The sequence below is a fragment of the Holtiella tumoricola genome, from assembly GCF_027857615.1.
GTDB classification, from domain to species: Bacteria; Bacillota; Clostridia; order Lachnospirales; family Cellulosilyticaceae; genus Holtiella; species Holtiella tumoricola.
Genome location: NZ_JAQIFT010000056.1, coordinates 1 through 18,434, shown reverse-complemented (window position 1 = coordinate 18,434; position 18,434 = coordinate 1). Strand labels below are relative to the sequence as shown.

12 protein-coding genes and 1 pseudogene are annotated in these 18,434 nt (G+C 34.4%); 3 read left to right on the top strand and 10 right to left on the bottom strand.

Translation table 11 applies throughout. The annotated features are described in order from the left end of the window. The first annotated feature begins 113 nt into the window (after positions 1-113). The gene (locus PBV87_RS15150) at positions 114-1,460 is read left to right on the top strand and encodes an MATE family efflux transporter (protein ID WP_271012793.1); all 1,347 of its coding nucleotides are present in this window, start codon (positions 114-116) and stop codon (positions 1,458-1,460) included. 31 nt (positions 1,461-1,491) lie between these two features. On the opposite strand, the gene PBV87_RS15145 is transcribed toward PBV87_RS15150, so the two are convergent. Then, complete coding sequence (locus PBV87_RS15145; protein ID WP_271012792.1) at positions 1,492-2,667, bottom strand: iron-containing alcohol dehydrogenase; 1,176 nt, start codon at positions 2,665-2,667, stop codon at positions 1,492-1,494. A gap of 135 nt (positions 2,668-2,802) precedes the next feature. Next, on the bottom strand, positions 2,803-3,741 hold the full coding sequence (locus tag PBV87_RS15140; RefSeq protein WP_271012791.1) for a LysR family transcriptional regulator: 939 nt from the start codon (positions 3,739-3,741) through the stop codon (positions 2,803-2,805). 437 nt (positions 3,742-4,178) lie between these two features. Here PBV87_RS15140 and abc-f point away from each other — a divergent pair. Further along, positions 4,179-5,669 (top strand): annotated as a pseudogene (abc-f, locus tag PBV87_RS15135) (ribosomal protection-like ABC-F family protein). A gap of 56 nt (positions 5,670-5,725) precedes the next feature. On the opposite strand, the gene PBV87_RS15130 reads toward abc-f, so the two are convergent. The 8 genes from PBV87_RS15130 to PBV87_RS15095 form a co-directional block, all read right to left on the bottom strand. Beyond that, positions 5,726-6,544 carry a MerR family transcriptional regulator gene (locus tag PBV87_RS15130; RefSeq protein ID WP_271012790.1) on the bottom strand — a complete coding sequence of 273 codons (819 nt, stop codon included), beginning with the start codon at positions 6,542-6,544 and terminating at the stop codon, positions 5,726-5,728. A 212-nt stretch (positions 6,545-6,756) separates the two neighbouring features. Then, positions 6,757-9,348 carry a glycoside hydrolase family 3 protein gene (locus tag PBV87_RS15125; protein WP_271012789.1) on the bottom strand — a complete coding sequence of 864 codons (2,592 nt, stop codon included), beginning with the start codon at positions 9,346-9,348 and terminating at the stop codon, positions 6,757-6,759. A gap of 183 nt (positions 9,349-9,531) precedes the next feature. Then, positions 9,532-10,857: an MATE family efflux transporter gene (locus PBV87_RS15120; protein ID WP_053984096.1), complete on the bottom strand. Its 1,326-nt coding sequence runs from the start codon at positions 10,855-10,857 to the stop codon at positions 9,532-9,534. 92 nt (positions 10,858-10,949) lie between these two features. Next, complete coding sequence (locus PBV87_RS15115; protein WP_053984097.1) at positions 10,950-11,612, bottom strand: potassium channel family protein; 663 nt, start codon at positions 11,610-11,612, stop codon at positions 10,950-10,952. 12 nt (positions 11,613-11,624) lie between these two features. After that, on the bottom strand, positions 11,625-12,899 hold the full coding sequence (locus tag PBV87_RS15110) for a TrkH family potassium uptake protein (RefSeq protein ID WP_271012788.1): 1,275 nt from the start codon (positions 12,897-12,899) through the stop codon (positions 11,625-11,627). Positions 12,900-13,232: 333 nt separating this feature from the next. Then, entirely contained in the window at positions 13,233-13,466 is a 234-nt protein-coding gene (locus tag PBV87_RS15105; RefSeq protein WP_271012787.1) for a hypothetical protein, read from the bottom strand. Between the two features lie 123 nt (positions 13,467-13,589). Continuing rightward, a complete protein-coding gene (locus tag PBV87_RS15100) occupies positions 13,590-15,965 on the bottom strand; it encodes an InlB B-repeat-containing protein (RefSeq protein ID WP_271012786.1) in 2,376 nt (791 codons plus the stop codon). Positions 15,966-16,069: 104 nt separating this feature from the next. Next, entirely contained in the window at positions 16,070-17,512 is a 1,443-nt protein-coding gene (locus PBV87_RS15095; RefSeq protein ID WP_271012785.1) for a protein adenylyltransferase SelO, read from the bottom strand. Positions 17,513-17,748: 236 nt separating this feature from the next. Between PBV87_RS15095 and PBV87_RS15090 the strand changes: the two genes are divergently transcribed. Then, positions 17,749-18,360, top strand: coding sequence for a hypothetical protein (locus tag PBV87_RS15090; RefSeq protein ID WP_271012784.1), 612 nt, complete (start codon positions 17,749-17,751; stop codon positions 18,358-18,360). The last annotated feature ends 74 nt before the right edge of the window (positions 18,361-18,434 follow it).

The following is an 18,434-nucleotide window of genomic DNA, read 5'->3' as shown; positions in this document are numbered from 1 at the left end:
AAAAGGAGATGTCATATGACATCTCCTTTTTTATTTATTTTTAACTCTATTTTGCTTTATTACTCTATGGTATAATGAAATTTATATACATTATTCTGTAAAAAGGAGTTCTTATGAAAGATTTAACTCAAGGTAATGAAGCAAAAGTTATGCTCCAATTTGCATTCCCTTTAATTGTAGGAAATATATTTCAACAGTTTTATAATATTGCAGATACTATTTTGGTTGGTAAATTTGTAGGTTCTGATGCCCTCGCTGCTGTCGGTTCCTCTTTTTCTATAGTTATCTTTTTAACTTCAATTATTATAGGACTTTGCATGGGTGCTTCTACTCTATTTGCTCATTTTTTTGGTGCAAAAGAAATCTCATTACTCAAAAAAAGTATTTATAATGGCTTCATTTTTATCGCTCTTTTAACGCTTATTCTTAACGTCTTAGTCCTTAGCTTCAGTACTCCAATCTTACAACTTGTACATACACCTGAAAGTATATTTACAGCTACTAAAACCTATTTGACCATTATCTTTTATGGATTAGGCTTTACCTTCTTATACAACTACTTTAGTTGTTTATTAAGAGCCCTTGGTAATTCCTTTATGCCCTTAATCTTTTTAATTGTTTCATCTTTACTTAATATTGTCCTAGATCTTATTTTCATAATAGGTTTTCAGATGGGTGTAGAAGGTGCTGCCCTTGCTACCATTATTGCTCAAGCTTTCTCTGCACTACTCATTACATTTTACAGTACAAAAAAGCTCTCCTTCTTACATTACACTAAACAAGATTTTCGCCTTAACATACCACTTATGAAACAATTAATTCATTACAGTGTTTTTACAAGTATCCAACAATCCATTATGAACTTCGGCATTTTAATGATTCAAGGTCTTGTAAACACTTTCGGTGTATCTGTAATGGCTGCATTTGCTGCCGCCGTTAAAATTGACGCCTTTGCTTATATGCCAGCACAAGATTTTGGAAATGCTTTTGCTATTTATATTGCTCAAAATAAAGGTGCCAAACAAACCAAGCGTATACATAAAGGTATTAAAATTGCCTTAGGTATTTCAACCCTCTTTTGTGCTATTGCTTCACTGTGTGTTCTTTTATTTGCCACACCACTTTTAACATTATTTATCTCAAAAGACGCACTAGAAATTCTCCGCTATGGTAAAGAATACTTATGGATTGTTTCAACATTTTATATCCTTATCGGTTACCTTTTCTTAAGCTATGGGTACTATAGAGGCATAGGTAAAGCCAATATTTCTGTTATTCTAACCGTTATCTCTCTTGGATTACGTGTAGCCCTTGCTTATACGTTCGCTCCTTCACTTGGTGTTGTTGCTATTTGGTGGGCTATTCCTGTAGGTTGGTTTATTGCTGATCTTACAAGTCTTTGTTTTTATATCTATTTTAAAAAGAATCATTCTAATCCTATAAATACAAAATCCTGCTAATGGATAAAATCCATTAGCAGGATTTATTTTATTAAAAATTCACTTCTGTTCCATAATAGATACAGGTGAATAATTTTTCCATTTCACTTGGTGTAATACTTCTTGGATTAGATCCTGTGCAAGCATCTCCTACAGCAAGTTCAGAAATTTTACTTACTTTTTGTTTAAATTCTTCTTCATTGATTCCAAAAGCTTTTAATGTTTTAGGAATACCTAATTTTACATTATAGTCATCAATCTTGTCACATAATTTTTCTACAAGTTCATGATCATCGCTACCTTCAAGACCAACAGAACGTGCAATTTCTGCATAACGTGTTACTGCATCTTTAGCATTGAATTTAATAACATATGGAAGATAAATAGCATTAGCACAACCATGTGGAATATGACCTGTAGAGAAGGCTGCCCCTGTTTTATGTGCCATAGAGTGTACAATGCCTAAAAGTGCATTTGAAAATGCCATTCCAGCTAAACATTGTCCGTAGTGCATTTGTTCTCTCGCTTCCATATCACCGTCATATGATGCAGGCAAATAATCAAATACCATCTGAATTGCTTTTATTGCAAGAGGATCTGTAAATGGTGTATGAAGTGTAGAAACATAAGCTTCTATAGCATGAGTTAATGCATCCATTCCTGTATGTGCAGTAAGCTTTGGCGGCATGGTTTCTGCAAGCAATGGATCAACAATTGCAACATCCGGTGTAATATTAAAGTCTGCTAAAGGATATTTAATTCCTTTTTCATAATCTGTAATAACAGAAAAAGCCGTTACTTCTGTCGCTGTACCTGATGTAGATGGAATTGCTAAAAACTTAGCTTTTTGTCTAAGTTCTGGAAAATTAAATGGTGTGATTAAGTCTTCAAATGAAGTTTCTGGATATTCATAAAATGCCCACATTGCTTTAGCTGCATCAATAGGAGAACCACCTCCCATTGCAATAATCCAATCTGGCTCGAATTCACGCATAGCTTCTGCACCCTTCATAACTGTTTCTACAGAAGGATCTGGCTCAACATTTTCAAAAAGCTGAACTTCTATACGCGCTTCTTTTAAATATGAAACGACTTGATCCACAAATCCAAAGCGTTTCATAGAACCTCCACCTAAAACTAAAATAGCTCGTTTGCCTTTTAAAGTCTTTAACATTTCTAATGAACCTTTTCCATGATATAAATCACGAGGTAATGTAAATCTTGCCATTTTTCTTTCCCCCTACTCACTTAATCTTTATGTTATAATTTTAACATTCTTAAAGTTATAAGGGTAATATAAATCTAGATATACCATTATATATTTATATACATGTCTATATATATAAACAAATACATACTAGTATCACCCCTTTACCCCATGTATCATTTCTTCTTTTATCCTCTCTAATTGGTTAATAAATTGTCTATCTAGTCCGTTTAGTCGATAACGTTTAGGATAAATCAGTACATCCTTATTCACATTATCATTTACTTCACACTTTCTTTGAACAAGTCCATAGCGTTCTAATAAAATAGAGGGTACAGGTGATACCCACATGTAACTTGTGGGAACTTCACTAAGTAAATCAAATTGACTACCTCTTTCATAGACATAGATTTGTTTACTAGATGTTTCCGCCCAATTACTCTTTTTAATCTCTATACTTGATAAAGTTGGCACCACTAGGTCTCCATGGATAACTTCAATATAGTCTTCTAGATCTTGTAAGGTAATATTTTCACTATATGCTAATGGATGTTCCTTAGACATAAGAACAAGGTATTCAAACGTCCATAACGTCTCATATTTAAACTCTTTTTCATTCAGTAAATGTAAGAAGTACTTTTCATATTGAGTCGCATAACGGATGATTCCTAAATTAAATCCATTTTCCAATATATTTTCAATAGCTTCCATAGAATTAGTTTCCTTAAAGTCAATGGTCGCTGTGCCTTTCATCTCTAAATCATTTATAAAATGAGTAAAGGCATAAGTAATATAACTGGCCCTAGGCACAGAAATTCTAAAATCTACTTTTTTAGTACTACTAGGCTTATAATAAGATTCTAATGCATCAATTTGCATTAATACATTTTTTGCATAACTTAAAAATTCTGCCCCCTTCTTAGTAGGAATAATGCCTTTTGCTGTTCTTTTAAAGAGCGTAATGCCAATACTTGCTTCTAACTCTTTTATGGATTTGCTTAAATTAGGCTGTCCCATATAGAGATGCTCAGCCGCCTTTGTAATCGAGCCTGTCTTTTCAACTTCAATTGCATATTTTAAATGGGTTATATTCAAATACTCACCTTCTTAATATGTAATATTTAATTAAAATATTATGAACTTTTCTACATCCCTATTATACCGATTTTTAAGTCATATAAGAAGTCCTTTTAATCGTTTTAATTTTAGACACTTTATTAAAATTGTGTATCTATTCTACTTGACATTTAAAATAAGTCATGCTAACATGCTCTTAAATATTTAATAGATTTGAGGTGAAAAGATGAAATAGTACTTTCTTGCAGACTTATATTAAGCAGAATAAATTTTCAATGGCGGCATAGATCGTTTATTTATGATGCTTATTTGCAGGAAGTACATTTCTTCTTTTTGTTTATTTAATAGTCCATCCATTTCTCTATCCCAAAGATAGGGTGAGCTTTGCTGTCTATTAATAAGCCGTAAGAATGTACATTCTTGCGGCTTATTTTATTGCACAAGGAGCTGATTTTATGTCATCAATTAATATATGTAATTTAACCTTTGCCTACGAAGGCACTTATGATAATATCTTTGAAAATGTTTCTTTTCAAATGGATACGGATTGGAAACTAGGTTTTACAGGGCGCAATGGTCGTGGCAAAACAACCTTCTTAAACTTGCTACTTGGTAAGTATGAATATAAAGGAACGATTTCCGCTACTGTACAATTTGACTATTTCCCTTTCCAAGTGGATGACAAGACTTTAATGACTATGGAAATTATTGAAGACTTACATCCTGATTGCGCTTATTGGGAAATCAAAAAAGAGCTGAATTTACTCCAAGTCGATGAAGATGTCCTTTATCGTCCTTTTAACACCCTTTCACAAGGTGAGCAAACCAAAGTCTTACTTGCTGTTTTGTTCCTTAGAGAACATCACTTTTTACTTATTGATGAACCTACAAATCATCTAGATGTGACATCTAGACATGTGGTCTGTAACTATTTAAATAATAAAAAGGGCTTTATCCTTGTTTCTCATGACCGTGCCTTTTTAGATGGCTGTACAGACCATATGCTTGCCATTAATAAGACAAATATTGAGATTCAAAAAGGCAATTTTTCCTCATGGTATCACAACAAAACGCTCCAAGATCAATTTGAGCTTGCAGAAAATGAGCGTCTAAAAAAAGATATTAAACGTCTTACTGCGGCTGCTAAACAAACAGCCCGTTGGGCAGACAAAGTTGAGTCTAGCAAAATTGGTATGGGTAAAAATTCTGATGAGAAATCTATAGACCACCGCTGCTATGTGGGTGAAAAATCTAGACGTATGCAACAACGCCGCAAAAATTTAGAACGTAGGCAACAAAGTGCCATAGAGGAAAAGTCAAGCTTACTCAAAAACATTGAATCCACTGAGAGTCTCAAGCTACTCACTTTGCCTTTTTACACCACTCAACTTTTAAGGCTCTTAGATGTTAGCCTTTCTTATGATACTAAAGTAGTCTGTGAAAAAGTACGCTTTGAAGTCTCTACCGGTGATCGTATATGCTTACAAGGCAAAAATGGCTGTGGTAAATCAAGTGTACTAAAGTTTATTCTTGGTGAGTACATTGACTACACTGGTACTTTTAACAAAGCAAGTGGTCTCAAAATTTCCTATATCTCACAAGACACGTCTCATCTGAAAGGTAATTTATCTGATTATGCCAGAGACTGCAACATCGACGAAACCCTTTTTAAATCCATCTTGCGCAAACTTGATTTTGCCCGTGTACAATTTGAAAAAGATATAGCAAGCTTCAGTGAAGGACAAAAGAAGAAAGTTCTTATTGCCAAAAGTCTTTCCGAAAGAGCTCATCTTTATATTTGGGATGAACCTCTTAACTTTATTGATATCTTTTCTCGTATTCAAATCGAATAATTACTTTTAACCTATCAGCCTACACTCATCTTTGTAGAGCATGATGAATCATTTACCCAGCAAATTGCTACCAAGATTATCGCCATAGGCTAATTTAAAATAAATAAAAGGTGTCACGGACGTAAATTTTCCGTGTCACCTTTTTACACTTATAGGACCTGTATTTGAATTTGACCTAATGCTTTTTCTTTATTACTTAAATCAATTCGCGTAATCATATAGCTTTCGCAAAAAGTATCGCCTACTTTTAAATGATTCAACTCAATGTATTGCATTAATTGCTCATAATAAGGTGTGGTATGTTTAAAGTCATCATCAAAGTTTAGCGTAAGGTAATGACCTTCTGGTAAGATAACCTTTTCACCTTTTACCTCATCATAATTTTCTCCACATCCTATCATCATGTGGTCATAAGTAAGCTGTTTATCCTTTTTAAAGCGCTCATAGGAAGTAGCAAAAGCCAATTCTCTATAAAAGGTTCCATACTTCTTATCAATATCTCTTAACGTCTCACTTAACTTAATCTCAAACTCTTCTGTATAACGTTTGGTATTGTTATATTTAATAAAATGTCTTGTAGGACATTGCTTTATAAACACTTTACCAATGCCTTCGTCTAGAGTAGATTGAATCTTTCCTTCTAGAATTTGAATATGTTTTTCTATACGTTCTAATTCTTGTATCTTTTCTTGAACCATTTCTTTTTGTTTGGTAAGAATCTCTAATATGGCATCAACAGACGTATGATGATCGACTAATACTTTAATTTCTTCCAAAGTTAATCCCATGGCTTTACATTGCTTAATAAAATCTAGCATAATAAAATGCTTCACCGAATAATAACGGTACTTACTACTTTCATTGACATAGCCAGGCTTTAATAAGCCTATTTTATCATAATGTCTAAGGGTTTGTACGGACACATTGTGAAGTTTTGACACCTCTCCAATCGAAAATCGCCTATCCATGTCTTTCGTTCCTCCTTAACTAATCTCTTCTATTTTATCGTCTTTTCTAAGCTATGAATAGCCCTACACAAAACGCACCATTTTATAATCTATATACTTTTACTAAGTGATATCTTAAAACTACCTAAAAACCTTCACCATTAAAGACTTCGCTCATATAATTGTCGACATACAAAAGGAGCTGCCTATAATGCTACAGCTCCTTTTATCATTTATTTTACTCTAAATTGTGTTGTGAATGGTAAATCCATAGCATTTGGCCCTACCATGACTTCAAATTTTCCTTTTTCAACAACCCATTTGAAATCCGGATTAAGGACACGCAATTGTCTTTCTCCTAATTCAAAGGTTACTGTTTTTGTTTCTCCTGGTGCAAGACCTACTCTTTCAAATCCAGCAAGTTCTTTGTATGGTCTAACCACACTACTTACTGCATCATGAATGTAAAGTTGAGGCACATCCTCGCCGTAGCAATCCCCTACATTGGTTACATCAATAGATACTTTAACTGTTTCATCTGCTTTTATTTCTTCAGCTGAAAGCTTAAGGTTACTATATTCAAACTTTGTATAGCTTAAGCCATAACCAAATGGATACAGTGGATTCCAATCCATCTCTACATATTTTGTTGCACCAAATGGACGTCTATTGTAGTGCACAGGAATTTGACCTACTGATTTAGGGAAAGAAATTGGTAAACGTCCTCCTGGATTAACATCCCCAAATAATACACCAGCAATAGCATGTCCACCTTGCTCACCTACATGCCATGCTTCTACGATAGCAGGTATGTGTTCTTGCTCCCAAGTAATAGAAAGTGGGCGTCCGTTTTGTAATACAAGAACAACAGGGGTACCTGTTTCGTAAATTTTACGTACAAGCTCTCCTTGTCTGCCTGGTAAGTTAAGGTCTGCACGATCTAAGTTCTCGCCACAAGTTTCTTCACTATCTCCTACAGCTACAATCACCACATCCGCTTGTTTACTAATAGCAAGTGCTTGTTCCATATCTAAGTTACCTGTATTGTAGCCAAAGATTACACGCACCCCTCTTTGGTCATTTATAAATTCAATTTTAACAGCATATTCTTTGCCCTTTTCAAATTGGAATGGTTGCATTTGGGTAGCTTGTTTATCTCCCCAGCCATCAACGAGCATTTCCCCATCAATCCATAGACGCATGCTATCCATACTACTTAATCCAATACAGCCTTCAAAGGTTTCTTCTGGTACAAGTGTTCCAGTCCATCTTACCCCAAAGCTATCTGCATTAATCCCTTCACCTGGCTTTGTATAGATCCAGTTAAAGTTAACTTGTGAGTCTACACGTGTTACAACTGCCTCCCCTTCAAAGTCTTGACCATTGAAGTATTCACCTGTTAAGCCTTCTTTACCATCTTGGCTTCTTAGCCATTTAGACGGAATCACCATAACTTCATTTTCTAAGATTTCACATCCTTTTGCATAAAGGATTTCTGTCTCTTCTGATACTGCTTGACGAATCCCATCTAATAAAGTCACTGCATCTTTACATGTTTCAGCTGGTGCACTATAGTCACCAAATCTTGGTGTCGCAGCACTTGGCCCTACTACTGCAATACATTTTGTATCTTTTTTTAGTGGTAGAAGTCCTTGATTATTTTTAAGGAGACAAATTGCTTTTTCTGCTACTTCTTTCGCAAGTGCCACATGTTCTTCACAGTGTACCACTTGTTTATTTAAGCTTTCATCTACAAATGGATTTTCAAAGAGGCCTAACATAAACTTAACACGAAGGACACGTCTTACAGATAAGTCAACAACAGCTTCTTCTAATTCACCACATTTCACCATATCCGCTAAATGTCCTTGGTAAACATCATGTGGGAAATCATAGAGTTGCATATCTACGCCTGCTTCAATCGCCATTTTAATGGCTTCTCTTTGACTTTCTACAACATAGTGGCATCTATGTAACATAATAATAGCAGTCATATCTGCACGTACAAAGCCTCGCATACCGAGTTCACCACGTAGCTTATCTGTTAATAACTTACGGTCCCCAGCAACTGGAATACCATCTATAGAGTTATAAGAACACATTGCATTGAGTGCTCCTGCATTAAAGGCTGCTTCAAAAACTGGTAAACAATAAAACTCATGCTCATGTTTACCCATCATAGCTGGTGCACAGTTAAGTCCCCCTGTTGGCGCCCCATACCCTGAGAAGTGTTTCACCTCTGCAACAATGGTATCATTACGCGTTAAATCATCACCTTGTAAACCTTTTACCATTTCTTCTGCAAAACGAGAAGCAAGATAAGTATCCTCCCCATAAGCTTCTTCAACACGTCCCCATCTAGGATCTCTTGCAAGATCAAGTACTGGTGACCAAGTCTCATGAATCCCTAAGCTTCTACATTCTCTTGCAATCGCTTTACCTTGTTTGAAACCAAGTTCTGCATCAAAGGTTGATGCTAATGCAATTTGTTGTGGAAAAACTGTACACTCAGGCCAGATTAGCCCATGTAACGCTTCTTCACTAAATAGAATAGGAATAGGCAATCTTGCCTCTTCTAAATATTCTTTTTGAATTCTATTGTTATCCTCAGCACTTGAATATCTATTTTGTAAACATCCAATCCCTTCTTTGCCTGAAACGTTGATAAACTTTTCGAAATCAAACTGTCCATCATCTTCTTTAAATTCATTCCATGAATAAATGTCTAATTGTCTTACTTTTTCTTCTAAGGTCATTCTTGAAATTAAGTCACTAATTCTCTCCTCAATATCAAGATTTGGATTTTGAAACGGATATTGAACCATCTTGCACCTCTATTATGTTTAAGTTTAGTAATCTACATAAATGTAACTCAATCTTCATAATATTACAATGCTATTTTTTGAAATTAATAACCTAATTTTTAACTTTATTTTTGTTTATTTTTTACTAACTTTTGTAATAAAAAAATGGTGAGCATTTCTACTTTGAAATGTTCACCATTTTTATTATATTTCTACTTGGACTTGATCTACTCTTAACACCGCATGAGTTGACCCTTTAACATTTGCTAAAATACTAATAGTAATGAGTGTTAGAACTTCTGATACAATTGTCCCTGCCCAAATACCGTTGGCTCCAAAAATAGTACAAAGCACAATTAAAGCAAGTGGCAAATAGATAATAGATCTTAATACACAACTTAAATTCGAATATTTTGGTTTTTCTAATGCTTGGAAATATACAAGTGTATTTAAGTTAATCCCTACTGCAAGATAACTAAAACTTGCGATACGTAATGCTAAATAAGCAAGGCTAGCAATTTGTGGATCACTTGTAAATATACCTATCAATGTTGGTCCAAAGACAAAACTAATAAATATAAACGCCACACTGACTACTGTTGCTGTGACACTTGTAATCTTATAAAAGCCTAACATACGCTTACCGTCTTTTTTCCCATAATTATAGCTAATCAACGGCTGAGCACCGAGTGTTAAACCATAAAGTACCATATACGTATTGGTTGTAATGTAGTTAATAATACTATAAGCAGAAATACCTGCTTCACCTATAAATTTCACTAGCATAACATTATGAATCAGAACAATCACCGAATAACTTGCTTGTGCAAAGAAAGATGGAAAACCAATTTTTGAAAAAGTTTTAAGTTCTTCAAAATTAAGCTTCACATTTCCAAAGGATAAATAACCTTTTCTTTGAATAAAGTGAGGGATAAGCACCGCAACAGTTATAATCTGCCCAAGCCCTGTTGCAATAGCTGCACCTTTGATTCCAAATCCAAATTCAAAGATAAATAGATAATCTAAAATAATATTTGTAATGGCACCTAATATGGTTGAGATCATTGCAAGTTTTGGTCTACCATCATTTCTAACAAAACTACTTAGTACAATCCCAATTAAGTTTGGAATACAAAAGATAGCATAAAATCTTAAATATTCTACTGCAAGACCTTTTAATCCTTCTGTTGCACCTAATAGGCTTACAATCTGTTCAGTAAAAATAATACAAATTAAACTAATAATTCCGCTTAGGATAAGCAAGAACTTAAATACTTGTCTAAAAATATTAACTGCTTTATCACTTTCTCCTGCCCCAATATATTTAGAAACTTGTGATCCTCCACCTATAGCAAACATTGATGCAAGACCAAATAACATAACTGTAAAAGGTAAAACAATATTAATGGCTGCTAGCGCCATGTCCCCTACACCCTGACCTACAAAAATACCATCAATAACTGTGTAAAGGGATGATATAAACATAGCAAGGGCTGAGGGAATCGCGTATTTAAAAAATTCTTTTAACATACTCTTTCCTCCGTTCTCATTTTGCCATGTTATATCTTAAACTCTATTGTTACTATAGAGTCAAGAGTTTTTTACCTTTATACACAAAAATTTTAATCCATTTCGAATGCAGAAATATTTTCTTTTTTGCCTACTACCACAATGACATCTTTGTCTTTAAATGTGTAATTAGGCTCTATATCTGTTTCTATTTCCCCATCCATTCCAATAGCGATAATATTAAGCCCATACTGTTTTCTCATATCAGCTTCACTCACTGTCTTTCCTATAAGCTTTTCATTAACTTTAATCTCAGAAAGCTCTACATCATTATTTAATGAAATATAATCCAAGACATTATGAGCTACTATTTTCTTCGCTACTCTAAGGGCCATATCCCTTTCTGGATAAACGACTTCTGCACCAATTTTTTCAAGCACACATCCTTGTTCATAACTAATTGCTTTAGCAATTACTTTTGGTACACCTAAGCTTACTACGTTTAAGGTTGTCAAAATACTCACATCTATTTTTTCGCCAATACATACAACGACCACTTCGCAATTTTGTATGCCTGCTTCTTCTAATACTTCTTTCGTCAATTCATCTGCTACAAAAGCATATTGAGTATAGCTACGTAATTCCTTTACCTTTGATTCACTTTGATCTATTACCAAAACTTCTTTGCCCAGTTCACAAAGTCGCTTGGCTAAAGCCATTCCAAATCTTCCTAAACCAATAATTCCAATTGCAGCTGTTTTCTTATTCTTAAACATGCATTCCCCCCTCTAACCAATGGTAATCATCTCTTCTGTATAATGTACTTCTGTTTTTCCTTTTACAAACCATAATGAGGCTATAGTCAATGGACCTAATCTACCTATATACATAATCAACGTTAACAATATCTTACTGGGCGCAGTTAACTTTGGCGTAATACCTGTAGATAATCCTACTGTACCAAATGCTGAGGTAACTTCGAATAAATTTTGCATAAGGCTATTTCCAGGTTCAAATACGCATAACCCAAAAGTACCTGCTAACACAATAATTAAGGCTAAAAAGGTTATCACTGCTGCTTTTGCAATTGCCTCATAAGGAATACTTCGCTTAAAAGCACTACAATGTTGATTAGTGACTATACTTTTAACAAACTGAATCAGTACAAATAATGTACTTGTTTTAATTCCTCCTCCTGTTGATCCTGGAGATGCACCAATAAACATAAGTATAATCAGCGTTAAAAGTCCTGCATTGGTTAACCCACCTATAGAATAGGTACAAAATCCTGCCGTTCTAGCCGAAGTACTTTGAAAGAAAGCACCTAACCAACTTATATTTTCTGTTAATTTGAGAAGAACTGTGCCACTTAGTAAAAGAAAGACTGTAGTAACTACTACAACTTTTGTATGAAGGGTAAGCCTTTTAAAATGGTGTACATGTAATAAGTCCAAAATCACTAAAAATCCTAGTCCTCCGAATATAATGAGTAGACAAGTTATAAGATTTAAAAAGAGGTTATCTTGGTAGGGTATTAGGTTTTGAAAATTTCCTAATATATCAAATCCCGCATTATTGAACGAAGCAATCGAGTGAAAAAGACTAATGCCTATAGCTTCTCCTATAGGATAATCTTGCCCAAATACAAATAAGCTCAGCACTGCTCCTATTCCTTCAAATATAAGGGTTAAAATCAATACTGCACGCACAAGCTTGACAATGCCCTTAAATGATTGAACACTCCAAGCCTCTCTCACCAATGTCCGTTGATTAAATCCTACTCGTCTACCCGCAATTAATATAATACCTACACCAATAGATGTGACACCTAACCCACCTATTTGAATTAATATGGCTATAATTGTGCATCCCAATGCATTAAAAGTATCTGCAGTGTCCACAACTACAAGCCCTGTCACACACACAGCACTTGTAGAAGTAAATAAAGCATCAATAAAAGAAACCCTCATTCCTTCCTTAACTGAAATAGGAAGCATCAATAAAATAGCACCCAGTAAAATAACACCCATAAAACTTAAAGCAATTACTTTAGCAGGTTTCATCTTTTGCCTTAGCCGTACTTTCTCTTCCAAGTATTTAAAGCCTCACTTTCCTTAAACTTAACAGTCTATATAAAGACAAAAGGCATATGCTACCTTATAAGTAACCTATGCCTTCTTATGTCAAAAGTTCTTCTCAATACAGTATATGAACGTGTTCCCTAATATATATCTAAGTTTATTCTGACACCCTTTATAGTTTTCATTAGTTCTCATCATAAAAAAGCACTCGTCACTAGATTCAAAATATCTAGAACAAGTGCTTATGTCCTCTTTAACTCATTTTTGACTAAACTACCTTCTTCAAAAGGTATAAATAAAATTTTTCTTAATCTTTTATTGGATAATACCTTTTGTACGTAAGTATCTTTCTAAACCTTTTTTTCTTACGTTAACAAAGTTTTCACATGTTTCTTGTGTACTATAATTAATAAGGTCACATGAACGTGCACCTTTTAAAACTTCTCTAACTTCTGCTCTTGGTAAGCCTACTTTACGTTCAATTTCTTGAACACTTGTTGCACCAAAATAAAACAATTTTAAGATTTGTAACGCTTTTTCATCTGTCATTTTTTCAATTTCTCCTCTTTTTATGTTACGTTCATCGAATAATTTTTTTTCTATTATAGACGTGACCTAATCTTATATATAATATGGGCAAAAAACCATACTGTCAATCATCCAAAAAGTAAACTATTGATTAAGTGCAGCATCTAAACGCATTAATATGGTCATCATTTCGGCTCTTGTAACAGCTTTGTTAGGCTCCATAGTCGTTGCCGTAGTCCCTTCAAGCAATCCTGTTCGAATACAGTAATTAATACCATCTTCATACTCTGAGTATCGGGTATCTGTAAATAAAACTAAAGGTTTTATCTTTTTCAAATTGCCATTGGTTACTTCAAACAATACTTGTGCCAATTGACCACGTGATAAATAGGTGTCTTCCATTCTCCCTACTTGACGCAACATCTTTTCTTCTAGTTTTGATCCTACAGATGCCATAGAGTCAAATGCCCAACTTCTACTATTGGTCATATATTTTTCAACTGTACTTCTTGGTTGTTGTACTTCTGTTTGATCATTTAATAGTAATACTCTATCAAGGAATGTAAAAGTATCTTCTACTGTAAGTGGTTTGCTTGGTCTAAACGTACCATCTGGATAACCTGCTACAATCCCTCTTTTTGCAAGTTCTGTAATATTACTATAAGCCCAGTGATTTCTACCTAAATCTTTAAAACTCACACTTGAAACCCGTCTTAGTTCTACAACTTCCCAATCTAAATCAATTCCTATATCTTCTAAAAGACTTAGATCTCTCTTCACTTCTCTTAGCTGATCTTTTGTAAAATAACCTTTTGTTAACCCCTCTAATTCATCTAAACTAAGTGTTTCCTCTAATGTTGTATAAGGTAAATACTCTTCAAAGTTTTCTTCAATGGCTTTTTGTTGTCTAGAAGATAAAGCTCTCCAAGCTTGTTTAAAACTTAATTCTTTAGGTTGTTCTTCTGTAAAATTGGCTTTAAGACGTCTTTCCCTTTCAACAGTAAAACTATATTCTTCATTTCTGCTTACAACTTTCCCATCCTCTGTCCAATTTTCAAAAATATAGCCTTCTTTTGCTTTAGCTTTTACAGTTACATATTCTCCTTTGTTATAGGTATAATCTCCTCTGACTGTACCTGTATCTTTAGGATTAATGGTCACATAAATGGTATACTGTGGAATAACAACCGGTTTATCATAATAGAAGTTGGCAACAAGATTTCTATCTTGTGTCACTGCAAAACTATAGCTACGGTCACGACTTACTTCTTTACCATTTTCTGTCCAATTGGTAAAACGGTAATAGCCTTTTGGTGTTGCTGTAACAGTTGCCACATCATTAATCGTATAAATACCATCTTGGTTAATACTATTATTTGTTAAAGCACCTGCTTCTACCGGATAGGTTGCTGTGCGTACTTGATATTGTTGTAAGAGATTAACCGTACAACTAGATTCTAGTTTGTTGATATCATTACTTATTTCAACACGATACTTACCTAGATCTTCTTTTCTTATATTCTTTATAACATATGAAGAAGTCACATCTTGATTAGATGAATTAAATGTTTCACCATAAATCCAATTGCCTTCTTTATACCAATTAAAGGTTAACACCCCTTCACCTTTAGCTATTACACTAAGCGTTCTAGAATCTCCTAGTTTGACTCCTTCATTTTGAAGTCCTTTTGTCAATGTTACAGGTTGTGGTACATAATCTACGGTTTCATTCTTAACAGCGGTTGATACTTGTTTAAGCACCACTTTATCTCCAGCTTTGGCAATAGCAGTCGTAGCGTCTTGTGCTAAGCTATAGGTAAATTGAACACTTTGCCCTTGCTTAATCGGTTGGTAAAGCTGATATACTAAAGTATTTTTATCTCCATCATAGTTTATATTGGAGATACTTTGACTAACACCATCTACCACTATAGTTGGGATCACTTCGCCTGTCACTTTTGTCCCTACTAATTCTACATTATACAGGGTTACTTGATTGCCATTTGCCTTAAGGGTAGGTGTTTCTTTCCATTCCGTATAAATGGTATAGGGATTTTGTTTAGTTCCTTCTCCTAATTTAAATACAATTGCATTAGGGTCCAAATAAACTGCAGTAATATCTGCCCAATTGATGGTTCCATCTGTTATGAGAGAAAATAAACTAGGTATCTCTTCTACATCAAATAATTCATCTAAATCTTCTAAATCATTTTCCTTAGTGAATTTTCCAATTTTATCGATGATATTTTTTTTAGAATTTTGAAGTTGCTCATAGCGGTTGCTCTCGTATAATAATAGCCCCTTCTCATCTTTTTCAGCTACATACCATAAAATGTCTTTCCCCAGGTAAGTACCATAATAAATATAATCTCCTACTTTAATTTCTTGCTTGCTCGTTGTTTCTTGGTCTTGCTTAAATCCTTTAAATGTGGCTGCCTGAACAGGTATAACCTGCATTGTCACTAACGCAAGTGTCATAACAAGTAATCCTATAAGTGACTTTAAAGTACAATTTTTCATACTTTATTCCCCCTTTGTAATAAGTTCTTTATAGGATTATTGTATGCACCACTTCAAACTTATTAACTAGAATAGAGGAACTGTCATCAACTCTTAATATTTCATCACGTTCCACAAAATGTCTTGTAAGGACAACTTGATGGTGCCGGTAAAGTCATATAAGCCCTTTGTCTTTCTTCATACCTGTAGGGATTAGAGAGTACCTCTAATAATTGTTCCATAACTTGCTCATTTCCTTCATTTACAGCCTGATCTATAGCTTCTTCAACTCTGTGATTACGCGGAATAACTACAGGGTTACTTCTTTGCATTAAATCGCAAGCCTCTTCTTGTGTTTCGTTTTGTTGTGCTTGACGCACTTTCCATCTTTTATTCCATTCTAAAAATACCTCCGTTTGACAAAAAGGAATAGCTTCTAGTTCTCCATAAGTTAAGGCAACAAAAGTATTAGTATAGTCTGCCTTCTCCTTTTCCATCATCTCTAATAAGTCTTTGATCAATGTTGGGTCTTCTTCTTGTTCATGAAAAAGGCCTAATTTACTTCTCATGCCTTCTAACCAATATCGTTTATAGAACTTATCAAATACTCTAAGTTTTTCTTCTGCTAGCTTAATTGCCTCTTTCTCATCTGTATGAATAATAGGTAATAGTGACTCTGCAAAACGTGCTAAATTCCACATTGCCATACGTGGTTGATTACCATAGGCATAGCGGCCTTCTTGATCAATTGAACTAAATACTGTTTTTAAGTCATAGATATCCATAAAGGCACACGGACCATAGTCAATAGTCTCTCCACTAATACTCATATTATCTGTATTCATCACACCATGAATAAACCCTACTAATTGCCACTTTGCTACTGTATCTGCTTGCTGTCTAGCTACTTGTTCTAATAAATAAAGTGCCTTATTTTCTACAGTCTCTTGAGTAGGATAATGCCTATGGATTGCATATTCCGTTAAGGCTTCTAGATCGTCTTTACTTCCCCAAGCAGCTGCATATTGAAACGTTCCTACCCTTAAATGACTCTTTGCCACCCGTACCAATATTGCTCCTTTTTCTTGTGCCTGTCGTCTAACCCATTCTCCTGTTGCAACAACGGCTAAGCTACGTGTAGTTGGTATACCTAAAGCATGCATAGCTTCACTAATAATATATTCTCGCAGCATGGGCCCTAAAGCTGCACGTCCATCCCCTCTTCTAGAATAAGGTGTTGGACCAGAACCTTTAAGTTGTATATCTACCCGATTTCTATCACCTGTAACCCATTCTCCAAGTAGTATGGCTCTTCCATCTCCCAATTTTGTAAAATGTCCAAACTGATGTCCTGCATAAGCCTGAGCTATAGGCTTAATTCCTTCTAATACACTATTTCCAGCTAAAATATTAATGCTCTCAACACTTTCTAGCTCTTCAATATTGAGTCCTAATTCCTTTGCTAAAGTTCTATTTAGTTTTACAAGCTGTGGCTCACTTACTGGTGTCGGTGATACAACTGTATAAAATAAGTCTGGTAAATCTATATAAGTATTTTCTAGTTTCATGCTATCTTCCTTTCAAATTTTATCATCTTACAGTTTAGTATTTACTTTATATCTAGTATTATACTTGTGTAAAACTCCCTTGTTTATTTTCCATATCTAGAACCTTTTTAAGACCAAGCCATATACTATTATCAAAAGCTTGTTCTATTGTATACATAAGAAATTTTGACTTGATGTGGCATTTAGTCTATCTGCTTCACAAAAAACAAAATGATAAATTAAGGGAGGATTTGCATATGCAAAATTGGGTAAAAAGAAGTCTTAGTTTTTTAGTAGGTTGTTCTGTATTAGGTGGAATTATTCTTCCATCTACTGTTTTAGCAAAAGAAGCTAAACCTGAGCCAAAGGCTCCTATTGTTGAACCATGTCATTGTCCTAATCATAACTTAATCAGTAAAATTGAATTTAATTATGCTGAACGTCTAGATGGGGATGACACCCTTATTTCAATTGATCAAAATAAACCTACACTTATGCTAGAAACTGCTTTTCATACTATATGTTCTGGTGATCTTGTTTGGTTAAATGGAATGGTTGTTTTAGACCACGAATATGAACCAGATACAGAAGATGGTGAGGTAGGTAGAGAAGCTGAAAATGCTAATATTACTATCATTATTGAAAAATATTCTGACCTTATTCCTACACCTTCTCCAATCTATACCTTAGAGGTGGATCTGGTTCCTGGAAGTGATGATGTGGCTATTCCATTCTCTCATATTGATCTAGCCTCTTCTCACCTTGAAAACGTACATTATAGAGTCCTTGTTTATTCTGATTGCCCACTTGCAGAAGATGCTGACATTGAAGGTCCTAATACTTTAGCTGCTATTCGATTCATCAAATAAGTAGGATATATTTTATCCTTAACTTCCACGTCAAAGTAAACTTTTCCTTATGTAAAAAAGGCTTAAAGAAATAC